Origin of the sequence: Streptomyces sp. SM10, from assembly GCF_002910915.1 — a bacterium.
Taxonomy (GTDB): domain Bacteria; phylum Actinomycetota; class Actinomycetes; order Streptomycetales; family Streptomycetaceae; genus Streptomyces.
This window is the reverse complement of sequence record NZ_NEUF01000173.1, coordinates 115,303-130,854: the sequence shown is the minus strand read 5'-3', so window position 1 is coordinate 130,854 and position 15,552 is coordinate 115,303. Positions and strand designations below refer to the sequence as shown.

Here is a 15,552-nt window from a genome sequence, read left to right as displayed (position 1 = left end):
CGTGCGGCCGGTGAGGAGCGTGCGCTCATGCCTGGATCCACGAAAACCATGGGAGTGCTCACGGTCGGCGCGCTCGTCGCGGTGACGGCGTACACCGTGGCGCTGGGGAGCAACGGCTGGCTCTGGTTCGGCTGGGTGGTGCTGGGACTGGCCACCCTGGGGATGGTGGCCACCCGCGACACCTGAGGCGTCAGTCGGCCGGACGGCACCGGGGCGGTTCCCCGGAACCGCCGTCTCCACGAGGCCGCCCGGCCGGCGCGGGGCTGCGGGCGAGGGCGTCCCGGTCGTGCCGGTGCGGCGGACGGGCAGCCGCTTCGGGCGGGGCGGTCGTGGCTGCGGCGCGCCTTCGCCGACGGGAGGAGAGCTGCACATGGACAGGCCAGGACCGATCGAGGCGGGCGGCGGCCGGAGGGGTGCCGCGCGTCCCCGACCGCGCCTGCAGATCCGGACGGCGCACTCGTGGCGCGCCTGACCCTCCGGGCCGAAGGCCCCGCGCCGGTGGAGGCGGTCTGGCTCCGCTATGTCACGCCTGCCCGCTGGCCCTCCTGGTCCCCTCAGATCCGGGCGGTGCGCGTGGACGGTACACGCGTCACGCCTGGCATGCGGGGCGAGATCGTCTCCCTGTTCGGCGTCAGCGCGGTGTTCGCCGTGGAGTCCGTGGACGAGGAGCGCCGGAGGTGGACCTGGCGCGTCCGGCTCGGGCCGGTCCGCCTGCGCCTGTTCCACGAGGTTCTGCGCCGGCCGGGCGGGTCGGCCACGACGCTCCGGATCGAGGGTCCGGCCCTCGCTCTCGCCGCCTACGCCGGGCCGGCCCGGTGGGCGCTGGGACGCCTGGTCGGCAGATGACCGGGCGGGGTGGGGGCGGGCGCCATGTCCGGATGTGACAGGAAGCCGTCACTGCGGCCCCGGGACCGTGGCGGGGAGGATGGAGCCATGCTCCTCACCCACCGCGTCGTGATCGCGGTCTTTCCGGGCGTCGAACTGGAGAGGACCCTGACGGGCCTCGGCTTCGGAGCGGACAGCGGCAGGGACCTCGTGCTGCCCGGCTTCATGACGCACATGTGCGTCAACTACACCGCCCAGCAGGCCTTCAAGCCGGATCCGCCCAGTAGTTCACCGACGCGAGCCCGACGCTGCGGCCGTCGCGATCGAGGATGCGTCCGACGTGCTCGCTCCTCGAGTCGGCCGGGCTCACCGCCTTCACGAGGCCGGTGTGGCCTGGCTGATCGCCCTCGGCGTCTTCCACGGCTTCGACCTGCCGCTCGGCCCGGGCGCGGACATCCACCGGGACTGACGGCCATGCGGGGCGCCACGGCGGCCGGGGCCCGCGCCGGGGGGCTCGGGCGTGCCAGGGACTTCGGATGCACCGGAATCAAAGCTACGATCGATCACCGAGGAGCACGGTGCGTACGGGCGACCGACTGATGGCGCATCAGATGAGACGACGAGGAGTGGGTACCCGTCCGGGGAGGCCGGGCCCCGGCCGACCGCACCATCGGGTCGGGCGGGAGACAGCCCGCACGTGACCTGACAGAACGCGGCCACCAGCCCGGTCCGGAAGGCTAGGAGAGAAGCTGTGTTCTATTACGTCCTGAAGTATGTCGTGCTGGGCCCTTTGCTGCGGCTGGTGTTCCGGCCGCGCATCGAAGGTCTGGAACACATTCCCGACGACGGTGCGGCCATCGTGGCGGGCAACCACCTCTCGTTCTCGGACCACTTCCTGATGCCGTCGATCCTCAAGCGGCGCATCACCTTTCTCGCGAAGGCCGAGTACTTCACCGGTCCGGGCATCAAGGGCAAGCTGACCGCGGCCTTCTTCCACAGCATCGGGCAGATCCCCGTGGACCGGTCCGGCAAGGAGGCGGGACAGGCGGCCATCCGCGAAGGACTGGGAGTGCTGAGCAAGGGAGAGCTGCTGGGCATCTACCCCGAGGGGACCCGTTCGCACGACGGACGGCTGTACAAGGGCAAGGTCGGGGTCGCGGTGATGGCGATCAGGGCAGGGGTCCCCGTGATCCCCTGCGCGATGGTCGGCACCTTCGAGATCCAGCCGCCCGGCCAGAAGGTACCCAAGGTCAAGCGCGTGACCATCCGGTTCGGGGAGCCGCTGGACTTCTCCCGCTACGCCGGGCTGGAGGACCAGAAGGCCGCGATCCGCGCGGTGACGGACGAGATCATGTACGCCATTCTCGGGCTCTCCGGGCAGGAGTACGTCGACGAGTACGCGGTGAAGGCGAAGGCGGCGCAGGGCGAGGAGTCCAAGAAGTTCCCCCGCCGGGCACGCTGAGCGGGGAATCTGCTGAGGGCCGATTTCCCTGGTCCTGCCGCTGAGGCGGCCGTAGCGTCTTCCGTATGAGCAGAGGACGGGCGTTCGTACTGGGCGCGACGGGACAGATCGGCCGGGCCGCCGTGAGGGCTCTCGCCGAGGACGGCTGGGACGTGACCGCGGCCTCCCGCGGAGGCGGCAGGGACGGCGCCTGGGGTGACGGGGTCCGGCCGCTCGCCCTCGATCGCGAGGAGGAGGGGGCCCTCGCGTCCTCCCTCGGCGACGGGTGCGACGTGCTGGTGGACATGGTGGCCTTCGGCCCTGATCACGCCGCACAGCTGACGGGGCTCGCGGACCGGGTCGGATCCGCGGTCGTCGTCTCCAGCGGCGCGGTGTACGAAGACGCCTGGGGCCGCAGTTTCGACACGCAGGGCGAGCCGGACGGTTTCCCCGAGTATCCGGTGCCCGTCCCGGAGACGCAGCCCACGGTCGCCCCCGGGGACGCGACGTACGGGAGGCGCAAGGTCGCACTGGAGCAGGAACTGCTCGCGGCCGGCGACACGTTGCCGGTGACGCTGCTGCGCGCGGGAGCGGTGCACGGGGCTCACTGCCGCACTCCGCGCGAGCTCTACTTCGTCAAGCGGCTGCTGGACGGGCGCCGACGGCGGGTCCTCGCGTACGACGGGGAGAGCCGCTTCCATCCGGTCCATGTGTCCAACCTCGCCGAGCTGATACGTCTGGCCGCGCTGCGGCCGGCGTCCCGGGTGCTCAACGCGGGCGACCCGCAGGCGCCCACCGTGGCCGAGATCGGCGCCGCCGTCGACGGTGTACTCGGTGTGGAGACCGAGTCGGTGCTGGTGGCCGGTGCCCCGCCGCAGGGTCTTGTCGGTGACACACCGTGGACCGGCGCGCACCCGGTGGTCTACGACATGACGGCAGCGGAGCGGGATCTGGGCTACCGACCGGTGACGGGATATCAGGAGTCCCTCCCGGCAACCGTCGAATGGCTCGCCGCACAGCTGGAGGGGCGCGACTGGAGGCAGGCGTTCCCGAAGATGGTCCGCAACTACGGCGAGGCCCTCTTCGACTACGCGGCGGAGGACGCCTGGCTGGAGCGGTACGACCGGGCCGGGTGGGCCTTCCGTACGGGGTGAGCGGGCGGCCGCCGGGATTCATCGGCCGCCCGCTCACGTTCAGGTGGTGATCACGGCTTCGGTGTGGCGTGCGGGGTGCACGTCACATCGCGCCGGTCGGTCTCTCCCGTGAGCAGGTAGGTGTCCACCCGCTCGTTGATGCAGGGGTTGACCAGCCCGGTGACACCGTGCGAGCCGGCACCCTTCTCGGTGATGAGACGGGAACCCTTGAAGCGCTTGTGCAGCTCGACGGCTCCCTCGTACGGGGTGGCGGCGTCACGCGTGGACTGCACGATGAGCACCGGGGGCAGCCCCTTGCCCGTGCGGACGTCCAGGGGGGTCTGCTGCTTGGACGGCCACGTCGCGCAGGGCAGGTTCATCCAGGCGTTCGCCCAGGTCATGAACGGGTGGTCCTTGTGCAGACGGGTGTTGTCGCGGTCCCACTTCTTCCAGCTGGTGGGCCACCGGGCATCCGCGCACTCGACCGCCGTGTAGACGGCGTTGCCGTTCTCCGAGCTGATGTTGCCCGCGGTGTCCGACAGGTCGGGTGCCGCGGCGTCGATCAGCGCCGCGGTGTCGCCGCCCAGATAGTCGCTCCAGATCCGGGCGGTGGGCGCCCAGGCGGAGTCGTAGTACGGCGCGCTCTGGAAGAATCCGATGAGCTCGGCGGGGCCCACGACGCCGCCGATCGGCTTCTTCTTCGCCGCCGCGCGCAGCGTCAGCCACGCCTGCTCGACCTTCTCGGGCGTGTCACCGATGTGGTAGGCCGCGTCGTTCTTCGCGACCCACGCCTTCCAGTCGTTCCAGCGGGTCTGGAAGGCGACGTCCTGGTTGAGGTTGGCCTCGTACCAGATGTTGCCCTTCGCGGGGTTGACCACGCTGTCGACGATCATGCGGCGTACGTGCGAGGGGAAGAGGGTCCCGTAGACGGCGCCCAGGTAGGTGCCGTAGGAGACGCCCAGGAAGTTGAGCTTCCTCTCTCCGAGCGCGGCGCGGATGACATCCAGGTCGCGTGCGGTGTTGGGCGTGGTCATGTGCGGCAGCATGTCGCCGCTGCGCTCGCCGCAGCCGTCGGCGTACTCGGCCGCGAGCTTGCGCTGGGCCCGCTTGTCGGCCTCGCTGTCCGGAACCGGGTCGGCCTTCGGGGCCTTCACGAACTCCTGGGGGTCGATGCAGGAGATCGGCGCCGAGTGGCCGACCCCGCGCGGGTCGAAGCCGACGAAGTCGTATGCCTTCGCTGCCTTCGTCCAGAGCGGGTTCTTGGTGACGATGCGCTTCGGGAAGGCCATGCCCGAGCCGCCGGGGCCGCCGGGGTTGTAGACGAGTGCGCCCTGGCGCTCGTCCTGGGTGCCCGTGCTGACGTGCCGGTCGACCGCGAGCTTGATCTGCTTGCCGTTCGGCTTGCTGTAGTCGAGCGGGACACTCACCCATCCGCACTGGATGGGTGCGGCGATCGCCCAGTCGGCCGGACAGTCCGTCCAGTCGATGCCGGCCTTCGCGGCGCGGGCGGCGGCGACCTGGACGCCGTATGCCTCCTGGCCGCCGTGGTGCCTGCTGTCGGCACCGGCTGCCGGTGTGGCTATCGCCCCCGCTATGAGCGTGCCCGCGATCAGAGTGCCGGCCGAGCCGAGCACCGCTGTGCGCTTCAAGTGGAACCTCCCCCTGTGTGATGCGCCGCCCGTGGCGAACGCCTTCGTTCATGTGTCCAGGCGGATCCTTCCGTCTGTGAGGTTGCCGAGAACAGGGCGGACGCGTGTTTCTTTACCGAACCAATAACCGGTGTCGACTGCCCGCTGAGCGAACTCACGCGCTCCGCAGGGCCCTTGACTCCTTCAGGAGTCCTTCCAGCGCCTCGTCCAGCACCGCGCGGAGCAGCCGTCCGTCGGCGGCGAGCGCCGTCACGAGGACCGCGGGGCCGGCCAGCGGGGTGAGTGCGGTGGAGGGGCCGAGCAGCCTCGGCCCCGGAGGGCTCTTCCCGAACGCGGGTTCGACGAGCAGCAGTTGACCCACGGCCCGGTGCCCGCCCAGCACGGCTGCGCCGTCCCACCCGCCGGGCGCTCCCGGACCGTAGGCGAGCTGCTGGTCGAGCAGCGGCTGTCCGGCTCGACGGACCGTCAGACGGGTCGAGAGCCGGCCGGTGGTCTCGCCGTGGCGACCCAGGATCAGTTCCTCGCGGAGCACCAGGCGCCCGGTGCCGGAGAGTTCCGCCCGGGTCGTCATGTCGAGTGCGCTGCCGCACGCGGAGACGAGCTGTTCGGGGAGCCAGTGGAGCTCCGCTCCCTCTCCCACGCTCAGCCGCACGTCGTACGCCGCGGGTCCGGCGTCCGGGCCCGCCCCCGGCAGCGCGACGGTGGCGGCAGCGGAGTCCACCGTCATCCGCGCCCCGTCCTCGGCCCTGACCTCGACGGCGAGCCGGTCGCCGCCGAGAGGTGCGCTCATCGCGCCGACCACGGTGACACGCGCGCGGGCGGGGTCCGGCGATCTGGTCCGGCGCACCGCGAGCGGCCCTTCGCTCTCAAGCACCGGAAGGGAGGTGGAGCCCCGCCCGTCGGCGACCGCCGTGATCCTCGCGGTGGCCGTGACGCTCATGCGGCCCAGTCCGCGAGCCGCGCCCGCACCCAGTCGGCGACGGGGTCGACACCGTCGGCGCCGGTCAGCGAGGTGAACACCACGGGGAGATCACCGCGTTGCTCGGCGGCGTCCCGGGCCATCCGGTCCAGGTCGGAGCCGACGTAGGGGGCGAGGTCGGTCTTGTTGATGACGAGGAGGTCGGCGGTGGTGACACCGGGACCTCCCTTGCGCGGGATGTCGTCGCCGCCCGCGACGTCGATCACGAAGAGCTGTGCGTCGACGAGGCCCCTGGAGAAGGTGGCGGTGAGGTTGTCGCCGCCGGACTCGACGAGGATGAGGTCGAGGGGGCCCACGGAGTCCTCCAGGTCCTCGACGGCCTCGAGGTTGGCGGAGATGTCGTCGCGGATCGCGGTGTGCGGGCAGGCACCGGTCTCGACGGCCTGGATGCGCTCGGGCGGCAGCACGGCATTGCGGAGCAGGAAGGCGGCGTCCTCGCGGGTGTAGATGTCGTTGGTGACGACGGCGATGGAGATCCGGTCCCGCAGGGCGCGGCAGAGGGCGGCGACGGTCGCGGTCTTCCCCGAGCCGACCGGCCCGCCGAGGCCGATGCGCAGGGCGCGGCGCGTGCCGTCGGGGCGTGCCGCGTCGGCGCTGACGGCCGCGGGGCCGTGGTGTACGTGGTCGAGATGCATGGGTGCGGCTCCTGGTGAGGGCGGGCGGGCGCGGTGCTGGGTTCAGGACGCGAAGAGACGGACCGGCCAGGCCGCGTGGGCCTCGGCGGAGATGTCGAGCAGCGGGGCGGAGGAGGCGGGCAGCGCGTCGATGCCGTGCAGCGCCGCCTCGGCGGCCTGTTCGGCGACCCGGTCGAGGGCGGGCGCGAGCCGGGCGAGGACGGCGGTCGCCTCGAAGGGATCCAGGGACAGGAGCCGGACCACCGCGGTGGCCGGGCCGCTGACCGCTTCGTACGCGACGCAGTGCGCCGCGTCGGCGGGCCCCAGCCCTGCCGCCCGTGCCGTGAGGCCGAGGACGACGGGCTGGTGGGCGCCGCGCGGCCGGGCTTCGGCGAGCGCGGCCAGTTCGGGGCTGGGCCAGGTGGCCCGTGCTGCTCGCATCAGCTGCCGGCCGAGCTTGCGCGCGACGCTCCTGAGCGCGGGTGACGGGGTCCGGGCGTCGGCGGCCTGGTCCAGCGCGAGCGGGTCGAGGCCGTGGGCCGCCGCCGCGGCGAGTGCGGCGGAGGTGAGACCGGTGGTGTGGAGCCGACCCAGACAGAAGTCGGACAGGTCCTGGGCGTTGCGGATGTGTCCCGCCTTGACGGCCGGCTCGGCGCCACCGGAGTGGGCGTGACCACCGGCGGGGAACCGGCCGTCGGCGAGGACGAGCAGGGCTGCTCGCGTCGTCATGATGTCCTGTCCTGCCCTCAGAAGAGGAAGTACCGCTGGGCCATGGGGAGTTCAGCGGCGGGGGCGGGTTCGACCGGATCACCGTCGATGGTGACGGCGAAGCTGTCGGGATCGACCTTGACCTGGGGCAGCGCGTCGTTCTCCCGCATGTCCGCCTTGGTGACGCCGCGGGTACCGGCGATCGGCACGAAGCCCTTGCCGAGCCCCAGGCGCTCGGGCAGCCCCGCCTCGATGGCCGCCGAGGACACGAAGTTGAACGAGTTGGCCGCCGGAGCCCGGCCCACCGCCCCGAACATGGGACGGGGCATGACCGGCTGCGGGGTGGGGATCGAGGCGTTGGCGTCGCCCATCTGCGCGTACGCGATCTGGCCGCCCTTGATCACCGTCTGCGGCTTGACGCCGAAGAAGGCCGGGTCCCACAGCACGAGGTCGGCCAGCTTGCCGGTCTCGACGGACCCGATCTCCCCGTCGAGCCCCTGCGCCACTGCGGGGTTGATGGTGTATTTGGCGACATAGCGACGTACCCGGTGGTTGTCGGCGACGCCGTCACCCGGCAGGGCGCCCCGTCGCCGCTTCATCACGTGGGCGGTCTGCCAGGTACGCAGGATCACCTCGCCGATCCGCCCCATCGCCTGGGAGTCCGAGGAGATGATCGAGATGGCGCCCAGGTCATGGAGGATGTCCTCGGCCGCGATGGTCGAGGGCCTGATGCGTGACTCGGCGAAGGCGAGGTCCTCCGGGACGGTCGGGTTGAGGTGGTGGCAGACCATCAGCATGTCGAGGTGTTCCTCGATCGTGTTGACGGTGTGCGGCCGGGTCGGGTTGGTGGAGCTGGGCAGGACGTAGGGCTCGGAGACCACACTGATGATGTCGGGAGCATGCCCACCGCCCGCGCCCTCGGTGTGGTACGCGTGGATGGAGCGCCCCGCGATGGCTGCCAGTGTGTCGGCGACGAACCCGGCCTCGTTGAGTGTGTCCGTGTGGATGGCGAGCTGGGCGCCGGTCTCCTCGCAGACGCCGAGGCAGGCGTCGATGACGGCAGGGGTCGCACCCCAGTCCTCATGGATCTTGAATCCCAGCGCCCCGGCGCGCAGTTGGGAGTGCATGGCTTCGCGGGACATGGTGTTGCCCTTGCCGAGGAGACCGATGTTGACCGGGTACCCCTCGAGGGCCTCGAACATCCGGGCCAGGTGCCAGGGCCCCGGGGTGATCGTCGTGGCCTTGGTGCCCTCGGCCGGGCCCGTACCTCCGCCCACGAGGGTGGTGATCCCAGAGGAGAGCGCCTGGTCGATCAGGGTCGGCGAGATGAAGTGGACGTGCGCGTCGATGGCTCCGGCGGTGAGGAACTTGCCGTTGCCCGCGATGATCTCGGTCTCCGGGCCGATCACCAGATCGGGGTGGACGCCGTCCATCGTGTCCGGGTTTCCCGCCTTGCCGATCCCGGTGATCCTGCCGTCCCGGATACCGACGTCGGCCTTGACGACGCCCCAGTGGTCGATGATGACGGCGCCGGTGACGACCGTGTCGGGGGCACCCTCGGCGCGGGTGGTGCGCGCCTGCCCCATCGATTCACGGATCACCTTCCCGCCGCCGAAGACCGCTTCGTCGCCGGACCTTCCCGGGCCGCCGGAGCGGTCCTCCTCGATCTCGACGAGGAGATCGGTGTCGGCGAGCCGGACGCGGTCGCCCGTGGTGGGCCCGAACAGGTCGGCGTACACGGGGCGGCTGAGCTCAGGCATCGAGGGAACCTCCGGTGTCGCCACGCAGTCCGGGGACGATGCGCAGGCCTGCGAGCGGGACGAGTTCGACATCGACGGGGATACCGGGCTCGAAGCGCACGGCGGTTCCGGCGGCGATGTTCAGCCGCAGCCCGTGGGCGGCACCGCGGTCGAAGTCCAGGCCGGTGTTGGCCTCGGCGAAGTGGTAGTGCGAGCCGATCTGGACGGGCCGGTCGGCGGCGTTCAGGACGGTGAGACGGGTGACGGGGCGCCCCTCGTTGAGGGGCACCGCGCCCTGCGCGTAGAGGATCTCTCCGGGAATCATCGGCTGCTCCCCCGTCAGGCGATCGGTTCGTGGACGGTGACGAGCTTGGTGCCGTCCGGGAAGGTGGCCTCGACCTGGACGTCGTGGATCATCTCCGGGATGCCGTCCATGACGTCGTCGCGGGTGAGCACCTTCCGGCCGGAGGCCATCAGTTCAGCCACGGTCCGGCCGTCGCGGGCGCCTTCGAGGAGGTGCGAGGTGATCAGCGCGATCGCCTCAGGGTGATTGAGCCGCAGTCCGCGCGCCCTGCGCTTCTCTGCGACGTCGGCCGCCACATGGATGAGCAGGCGTTCCTGTTCGTGCGGAGTCAGTTGCACGCTTCCACCCTCTTCGTCTTCCGCCCGGTACCTGCCCCGGGCGCAGCGGGACCCTATCCGCCTTCAACACTCTGTTGAACGATGAAGAGGATTCCGCGGCCAGGTATTGCACGTTAGGGCGGAAGTTTTTCCGGCGCGTTAACTGGTCTTTTGCGGATCCATGGACATCAGGCCGCGCAACCCGTTCTCCAGGGCCTGCGGCTCGACCCCGCCGAACAGCGCCTCCTGCGCCAAGAAGTCCTGGGCGGTGGCGATCATCGTGCGGGCGACGCCGTCGGCAGGCACGTCGGAGTGTATGACGCCGGCCGCGCGGTACGCGCCTCCGCCAGCTCGCCCAGGCGGCACGCATACCCGCGTACCCCTCGTCGAGCGCCTTCGGCAGGCGCTCGTTCCACATGGTCCCGGCCCACGCCTGGAGGTCGCATAACGAACGATCCTTCTCTTTGAATCGAGGCATCCCGCCATGCATGCTGCTGCGAACCGCCGTGCGGTGGCGGCCATCCTGCTCGTCCCGCTGATCGTGACGCTCGCGCTTGGACCTTCTCCTGGCCCGCCGCCAGGATCGCGCCGCGCGACCTGCCCGTCGGCGTCGCCGGCGCGGCACCCGCCGCCGATCGGCTGCAGACGCGCTTCGAGCAGCGCGAGGGGCCTTCGAGGTCCACCGGTACAAGGACGAGGCCGCCGCCCGCACCGCGATCGAGGACCGTGTCGTATACGGCGCCGTCGTGATCACCGGGGAAGGCCCGCAGCTGCTCACCGCCTCGGGCGGCGGGCCCCGCCGTCGCCCAGCTGCTGGCCGAGGCGGCCGGAGCGGCCGCACCCGGCGGGCCGGCATCCCCGTCACGGACGTCGTGGCGGCACCGAAGGCCGACCCTCGCGGCAGCGCGCTGGGCGCGAGCGTCCTGCCTCTCGCCCTCGCCGGTGCGGCCGCCGGGGCCGTCGTGCCCCTTCTCGGGCTGCGCGGCGTCCGGGCGGCCGTGACCCTGGTCGGCGCGGCGGCACTGGTGGGCATCGCCGCGACGGCCCTGACCGGCAGCTGGCTCGGCGTGATCACGGGCGACTGGTGGACCGAGCCGTGCCTCCCGCCCCGGTGGCCGGGAGGCACGGCCTCGCCCGTCTCGACGCCGGGCAGGCAGCGTCCCCCCGGCCACCGGGGGGGACGCGTGCGTCACCGGGCCGGACCGGGCGCCCTCAGTCCTCCCGGCCGGGGTCGCGGTGCTCCGCGGCGATGCCGAACCGGTTCCGTTCGCCCGCAGCGGACGGCACCGAGTGGATCGAGGACACCGACCGGATCACCTGCTCCTCCTCCGCCGACTCCTCGTTCTCGAGTCGTTGCAGGTCAGCAGCAGAGACGAACGCCACCAGCGGCTTCCCGTGGCGGGTCACGACCACTCTCTCACCGCCGTAGACAACGCGGTTGATGAGCTCGGCGAGCTCTGCGCGGGCTTGCGTCACCGGAATCTCGTAGGCCATAGTCCCCATCATAACCATCTGTACGTCCTGTACATTTTTTACGTATGGGGCGCTGCACCGGTCCGTGCCTGTGGGATTCCGAGGAGAGGCATCATCATGTTCCGTCCCGCCGCCCGCCACGTTCTGCCCGAGTTCACCGAACGCACCGCATACGGATCCCGGAGCATGGACCCGTACTCCAAGCTGCTGTCGGAGCGGATCGTCTTCCTGGGCACACCCGTCGACGACGTCGCGGCGACCGACCTGATCGCGCAGTTCATGTACCTGGAGCACGCGGACCCCGACCGGCCCCTGTCCCTCTACATCAACTCGCCCGGTGGCTCCTTCAACGCCATGACGGCGATCTACGACACCATGCGCTTCCTCGCCTGCGAGGTGGAGACCTTCTGCCTGGGTCAGGCGGGTGCCGGTGCCGCGGTGCTGCTCGCGGCCGGCGCACCGGGACACCGACATGCCCTGCCGGGCGCCCGGGTAGTCATCCAGCAACCCTCTCTGGACGAGCCGGTGCGGGGCCAGCCCTCCGATCTCGACATCCAGGCGCGCGAGTTGATGCGCGAGCGCGAGCTGCTCACGGCCATGCTGGCCCGGCACACGGGTCGTTCGGAGGGGGAGATCAGCGCCGACATCGAACGGGACACCATCCTCGACGCCCCGGCCGCCCTGGCATACGGGCTGGTGGACCACGTCGTGGAGAACCGCACGCCACCCCAGCCGCCGCATGCCGCGAGGTGAACGCCCGATGCTCTCACCCCAGTTCCCGCCGCTTCCCGCCCTGACCCGCGCCGAGGCCGAGTTCATCGACTGCTACCTGGAGGTGCTCGACCAGCTCGGCCGCATCAATCCGGCCCGGGGCGGCGACACGTACGGAGCGCTCCGTGCGGCTCAGGCGCTCGCGTCCAGGGCGACCGCCCTGCGTGACGCACTCGCGCTGATGCATGAGCGGGGTGAGTCGCAGATCCACGCGGACACCCTGGCCCGGGCCCTGCGACTGCTGGACGGTGAGCGTCGCGCGGCACGGGTCGCCGTACCTCCCGCCTCGTCGAGTTGAGAACTCCGGCCCCTCGACTCGGCGGCGAATCCGGCTCCTTCGACACCCGGCCACGACACGCCCGGTCGGCTGATGAGTTTCCCTCGCTCGTTCGGCGTAGAAGCTCCCCCTCCCGAGGGACGGCCCAACTTGCGCAACGGGCACGGACAGTGAACGGAATGCTTTGTTCCGCTGCTGGTACGCGGCTCGTCCGACGCAGCCGCCGAGCTGCGGGACCAGCCGCGTCCACCCGTTCGGGTCAGTGGTGACGACTCTCACATATCACCGCTTCCACGAGGAAATCCGTCAGCCGGTGCGTAAAGATCCCTGGGACGACAAGCCCCCGCCACCGCGGCGGGGCGGTCCGGGCGGACGCCGAGTCCTGCCACTGTCCGGATGCCTGGTCGACAGAAGTGGATCGGCAGGAGTGGAGGACCCGAGCACAACGGGCCGCCGGGACATCCGGACGGCCCTCGGGGTGAAGCCGCTTCACGCGGCCGGGCAACTTCGCCAGCCCGAACCCGACAGGTCATCCTTCACAGGCGGCTGACGAAGGGTTGCGCATGACTGCGCAGGTTCATGTCCCGTCTCTGTTCGCCCGGGTCGGTACGGCCTCGGCTCTGACGTTCGCCGTAGGCACCACGATGCTGGCTCCCGGTTTCGTGCACGAGGCCGAGGCCGCCGCCCACTCGACGACGGCGCTCAGGATCGCCGCGTCGAAGAAGGGTGCGCCCTACAGATGGGGTGCCACCGGCCCCCACCGGTTCGACTGTTCCGGGCTCACGCTCTACGCGTTCAAGAAAGCGGGCAGGAAGCTTCCCCGCACCGCCCAGCAGCAGTACAACAAGACCCGCCATATCTCCAGGTCGCAGCGGAAACGCGGCGACCTGGTCTTCTTCCATGCGGGCCGCAGCGTGTACCACGTCGGCATCTACGCCGGCAGCGGGAAGATCTGGCACTCGCCGAAGACCGGGGCGGTGGTCCGGCTGGAGAAGATCTGGTCCGGAAGCGTCTGGTACGGGAGGGTCAACTGACCTTCATCCTGGCCTGGTTCAGTGCATCAGGGGCCCCGTCACCAGCACGAGCCCCAGCGCGGTGAGCGCCGTGCCGCTGCCGCCCTCGATCGCCCGGGCGGTACGCGGCCGGCGCAGCCACCGGCCCAGGCGGTCCACCAGGAGGGCCACCGCCGGGAACCAGACGAGCGCGAGCAGGACGACCACCGAGGCGAGCAGCAGGGTCCTGGGCAGGGGCGGCTGCCCCTCGGGGACGAACTGGGGCAGCAGGCTCAGGAAGAGCACGGGCGCCTTCGGGTTCAGGGCGTTGGTCAGGAAGCCCTGGCGCAGCGAGCGCCGGAGGCCCGACGGCGCCCTTCCCCCGGGCTCCGTCCCCTCATCCGCTCCGGCGGTGGCCCGCCGCCGCATCGCGTACAGGCCGCTGAGGCCGAGGTAGAGGACGTAGGCACCTCCGAGCAGCTGCACGGTGCGGAAGAGGACGGGCATCGTCACCAGCACGGCGGCGAGCCCGGCGACGGCCAGCGCGGTGTGCACGAGGAGCCCCCCGGCGACCCCCACCGCGGTGGCCAGCCCGGATCTCCGGGATGCGAGGGCGTTGCGTACGACCACGGTGAAGTCGGCTCCGGGCAGCGCCACCATTGCCGCGGCGACGGCGACGAAGGCGAGTAGTTGTGCGTCCATGGGTACAGCCTGACCGCATCGACCCTTTAACGTGTATGTGTAATCTCCTGGGTCTGCCAAAAGGAACGCTTTATGTACGACCCGATCCGACTGGCCGCGCTGGTGGCGGTGGCGGAGGCCGGATCGATCACACGGGCCGCCTCACGGCTCGGATACACCGCGCCCGCGCTCTCGCAGCAGCTGGCCAAGCTCGAGCGGGAGGCGGGGGCCGCCCTCCTCGTGCGCCACCACAGGGGGGCACGCCTGACGGCCGCCGGCGAGCTGCTGGCGGGGCGCGCCCGGCGTGTGCTGGACGAGATGGACCAGGCGCGGCACGAGCTGGCCCGGCTCGCGGGGCTCTCGGGCGGCCGGCTGCGGGTGGGTACGTTCGTGACGGCGGGGATCCATCTGCTGCCTCCGGTGCTGACCGCGTTCCGCCGGGCCCACCCCGACGTGGAGCTGGCCGTCACGGACTACGAGCCGCCCGCCGGGGTCGCCGCCGTGGCCGCGGGGGACGTGGACCTGGCGCTGACCCACGCCTACGAGCCCGCGGCCGCCGAGCCGATGCCCGCGGGGGTGTCCGCCGAGCGGCTCCTCGTCGAGGAGCTGGTGCTGGTCACCGCGCCGGGGCAGATGCTGTCCGAGGGGAGCGGGCCGCTGCCCGTCGCCGAACTGGCGGGCCGCCCGCTGATCAGCAGCGCGCCCGAGCACCCGCCGCGGCGCGGGGTGGAGCGCGCACTGGCCGAGGCGGGGGCCACCCCCGCGGTGGTGTGCGAGTCGCCCGGCTACGCCCTGGTGTGTGCCCTGGTCAGCGCGGGCCTCGGCGTGGCGGTGGTACCGGAGATGGTGGCCGCGATGTCACCGGCCCCCCTCGCCGTGCGGCGCCTGGAACCGGCCGACTTCCGGCGGACGATCTCCGTGGTGCACCGGGGGGACCGGAACACCGCGGCGGCGAAGACGCTGATGGCGCTGCTGCGCAGCGGTTTCGGCCGGGCCTCCGCTCCGTGAGGCGGCCCGCCGGGCCCCTCCTCAGGCCTGCGCGGGAGCCGGCCAGGGAAGAGCGATCGACACGGTCTTCCCTCCGTCCGGGGTGGGGCTGACACCGAGCCGGCCGCCGTACTCCTTCGCCAGGGCCCGGATGATCACCATGCCGCGGCCGTTGTCCTGCCGGACGGCGGCGGGCAGCCGCTGGGGCCAGCGGGGGTGGCTGTCCGTCACCCCGAGGACGAACTCCACGTCCCGGTCGAGGCGGAGGTCCACGGTGAAGGTGGGCGACTGACCGAAGGTGTGCTGGACGGCGTTGGTGGCGAGCTCCGAGACGATCAGCCGGATGGTGTCGGCCGTGTCGTCGTCGGCCAGGCCCCAGTCGGCGAGCACGCGGGCCACGTATCTGCGGGCCTCGGAGACCGAGCCCGGATCGCTCGGCAGAGTGACGGTTGCTTCCTGATGGTCTGCCATGGCGACGCCGTCCCTTTCGCGCCCTGACCGGCCCACGGCCGGCCTGGATTGTGCTTCGCGCCAGACTGCCACCGATGCCGCCCTCCATGACGGCGATCCACCAAGATATGCATATATCTGTCGCTCATTACGGTGAACTGCGCACCCGGATCCGCATACGAGCGCGACACTGGCCCCTTTCCGAGCCGGAC

The 15,552-nt window shown here is 71.4% G+C and carries 20 protein-coding genes, 1 pseudogene and 1 riboswitch; of the genes and pseudogenes, 10 read left to right on the top strand and 11 right to left on the bottom strand.

The window, feature by feature from the left end:
- Nucleotides 1-27: 27 nt before the first annotated feature.
- From B9S57_RS34740 to B9S57_RS28280, 5 genes are all read left to right on the top strand, one after another.
- Nucleotides 28-186 carry a hypothetical protein gene (locus B9S57_RS34740; protein ID WP_164493765.1) on the top strand — a complete coding sequence of 53 codons (159 nt, stop codon included), beginning with the start codon at nt 28-30 and terminating at the stop codon, nt 184-186.
- A gap of 273 nt (nt 187-459) precedes the next feature.
- Complete coding sequence (locus B9S57_RS28295; protein WP_374935993.1) at nt 460-846, top strand: SRPBCC family protein; 387 nt, start codon at nt 460-462, stop codon at nt 844-846.
- A gap of 319 nt (nt 847-1,165) precedes the next feature.
- On the top strand, nt 1,166-1,294 hold the full coding sequence (locus B9S57_RS35965; RefSeq protein ID WP_258036685.1) for a hypothetical protein: 129 nt from the start codon (nt 1,166-1,168) through the stop codon (nt 1,292-1,294).
- 282 nt (nt 1,295-1,576) lie between these two features.
- A complete protein-coding gene (locus tag B9S57_RS28285; RefSeq protein WP_103760015.1) occupies nt 1,577-2,287 on the top strand; it encodes a 1-acyl-sn-glycerol-3-phosphate acyltransferase in 711 nt (236 codons plus the stop codon).
- A gap of 65 nt (nt 2,288-2,352) precedes the next feature.
- Entirely contained in the window at nt 2,353-3,420 is a 1,068-nt protein-coding gene (locus B9S57_RS28280) for an NAD(P)-dependent oxidoreductase (protein ID WP_103760014.1), read from the top strand.
- Nucleotides 3,421-3,470: 50 nt separating this feature from the next.
- On the opposite strand, the gene B9S57_RS28275 is transcribed toward B9S57_RS28280, so the two are convergent.
- The 8 genes from B9S57_RS28275 to B9S57_RS34735 form a co-directional block, all read right to left on the bottom strand.
- Nucleotides 3,471-5,048 (bottom strand): alpha/beta hydrolase, encoded by a 1,578-nt coding sequence (locus tag B9S57_RS28275; protein WP_103760013.1) that lies wholly within the window; start codon nt 5,046-5,048, stop codon nt 3,471-3,473.
- Nucleotides 5,049-5,202: 154 nt separating this feature from the next.
- Nucleotides 5,203-5,988 (bottom strand): urease accessory protein UreD, encoded by a 786-nt coding sequence (locus tag B9S57_RS28270; RefSeq protein WP_103760012.1) that lies wholly within the window; start codon nt 5,986-5,988, stop codon nt 5,203-5,205.
- Nucleotides 5,985-6,662 carry an urease accessory protein UreG gene (gene ureG / locus B9S57_RS28265; protein WP_103760011.1) on the bottom strand — a complete coding sequence of 226 codons (678 nt, stop codon included), beginning with the start codon at nt 6,660-6,662 and terminating at the stop codon, nt 5,985-5,987. Before ureG ends, B9S57_RS28270 begins: the two co-directional genes overlap by 4 nt.
- A gap of 42 nt (nt 6,663-6,704) precedes the next feature.
- Nucleotides 6,705-7,370 (bottom strand): urease accessory protein UreF, encoded by a 666-nt coding sequence (locus tag B9S57_RS28260; RefSeq protein WP_103760010.1) that lies wholly within the window; start codon nt 7,368-7,370, stop codon nt 6,705-6,707.
- A 17-nt stretch (nt 7,371-7,387) separates the two neighbouring features.
- On the bottom strand, nt 7,388-9,109 hold the full coding sequence (locus tag B9S57_RS28255) for an urease subunit alpha (protein ID WP_103760009.1): 1,722 nt from the start codon (nt 9,107-9,109) through the stop codon (nt 7,388-7,390).
- A complete protein-coding gene (locus tag B9S57_RS28250) occupies nt 9,102-9,413 on the bottom strand; it encodes an urease subunit beta (RefSeq protein WP_103760008.1) in 312 nt (103 codons plus the stop codon). The genes B9S57_RS28255 and B9S57_RS28250 overlap by 8 nt, the downstream gene beginning before the upstream one ends.
- A gap of 14 nt (nt 9,414-9,427) precedes the next feature.
- On the bottom strand, nt 9,428-9,730 hold the full coding sequence (locus tag B9S57_RS28245) for an urease subunit gamma (protein ID WP_103760007.1): 303 nt from the start codon (nt 9,728-9,730) through the stop codon (nt 9,428-9,430).
- 138 nt (nt 9,731-9,868) lie between these two features.
- Nucleotides 9,869-10,015, bottom strand: coding sequence for a hypothetical protein (locus B9S57_RS34735; protein WP_181011507.1), 147 nt, complete (start codon nt 10,013-10,015; stop codon nt 9,869-9,871).
- A 178-nt stretch (nt 10,016-10,193) separates the two neighbouring features.
- Between B9S57_RS34735 and B9S57_RS35960 the strand changes: the two are divergent.
- Nucleotides 10,194-10,803, top strand: a pseudogene (locus B9S57_RS35960) (ABC transporter permease); the annotation flags it as partial.
- Between the two features lie 118 nt (nt 10,804-10,921).
- Here the strand turns inward: B9S57_RS35960 and B9S57_RS28230 are convergent.
- Nucleotides 10,922-11,203, bottom strand: a complete 282-nt coding sequence (locus B9S57_RS28230) for a type II toxin-antitoxin system Phd/YefM family antitoxin (protein ID WP_103760085.1) — start codon at nt 11,201-11,203, stop codon at nt 10,922-10,924.
- Nucleotides 11,204-11,299: 96 nt separating this feature from the next.
- Between B9S57_RS28230 and B9S57_RS28225 the strand changes: the two genes are divergently transcribed.
- From B9S57_RS28225 to B9S57_RS28215, 3 genes are all read left to right on the top strand, one after another.
- Nucleotides 11,300-11,935, top strand: coding sequence for an ATP-dependent Clp protease proteolytic subunit (locus tag B9S57_RS28225; RefSeq protein WP_103760006.1), 636 nt, complete (start codon nt 11,300-11,302; stop codon nt 11,933-11,935).
- A 7-nt stretch (nt 11,936-11,942) separates the two neighbouring features.
- Nucleotides 11,943-12,251 (top strand): hypothetical protein, encoded by a 309-nt coding sequence (locus B9S57_RS28220; protein WP_103760005.1) that lies wholly within the window; start codon nt 11,943-11,945, stop codon nt 12,249-12,251.
- Nucleotides 12,252-12,593: 342 nt separating this feature from the next.
- Nucleotides 12,594-12,790, top strand: a riboswitch (cyclic di-AMP (ydaO/yuaA leader).
- 3 nt (nt 12,791-12,793) lie between these two features.
- Complete coding sequence (locus B9S57_RS28215; RefSeq protein ID WP_103760004.1) at nt 12,794-13,264, top strand: C40 family peptidase; 471 nt, start codon at nt 12,794-12,796, stop codon at nt 13,262-13,264.
- Nucleotides 13,265-13,282: 18 nt separating this feature from the next.
- On the opposite strand, the gene B9S57_RS28210 is transcribed toward B9S57_RS28215, so the two are convergent.
- Nucleotides 13,283-13,924: a LysE family translocator gene (locus B9S57_RS28210; RefSeq protein WP_103760003.1), complete on the bottom strand. Its 642-nt coding sequence runs from the start codon at nt 13,922-13,924 to the stop codon at nt 13,283-13,285.
- A gap of 72 nt (nt 13,925-13,996) precedes the next feature.
- On the opposite strand from B9S57_RS28210, the gene B9S57_RS28205 reads away from it, so the two are divergent.
- Nucleotides 13,997-14,911 (top strand): LysR family transcriptional regulator, encoded by a 915-nt coding sequence (locus B9S57_RS28205; protein WP_103760002.1) that lies wholly within the window; start codon nt 13,997-13,999, stop codon nt 14,909-14,911.
- A gap of 21 nt (nt 14,912-14,932) precedes the next feature.
- On the opposite strand, the gene B9S57_RS28200 is transcribed toward B9S57_RS28205, so the two are convergent.
- Nucleotides 14,933-15,361, bottom strand: coding sequence for an ATP-binding protein (locus B9S57_RS28200; RefSeq protein ID WP_103760001.1), 429 nt, complete (start codon nt 15,359-15,361; stop codon nt 14,933-14,935).
- Between the last annotated feature and the right edge of the window lie 191 nt (nt 15,362-15,552).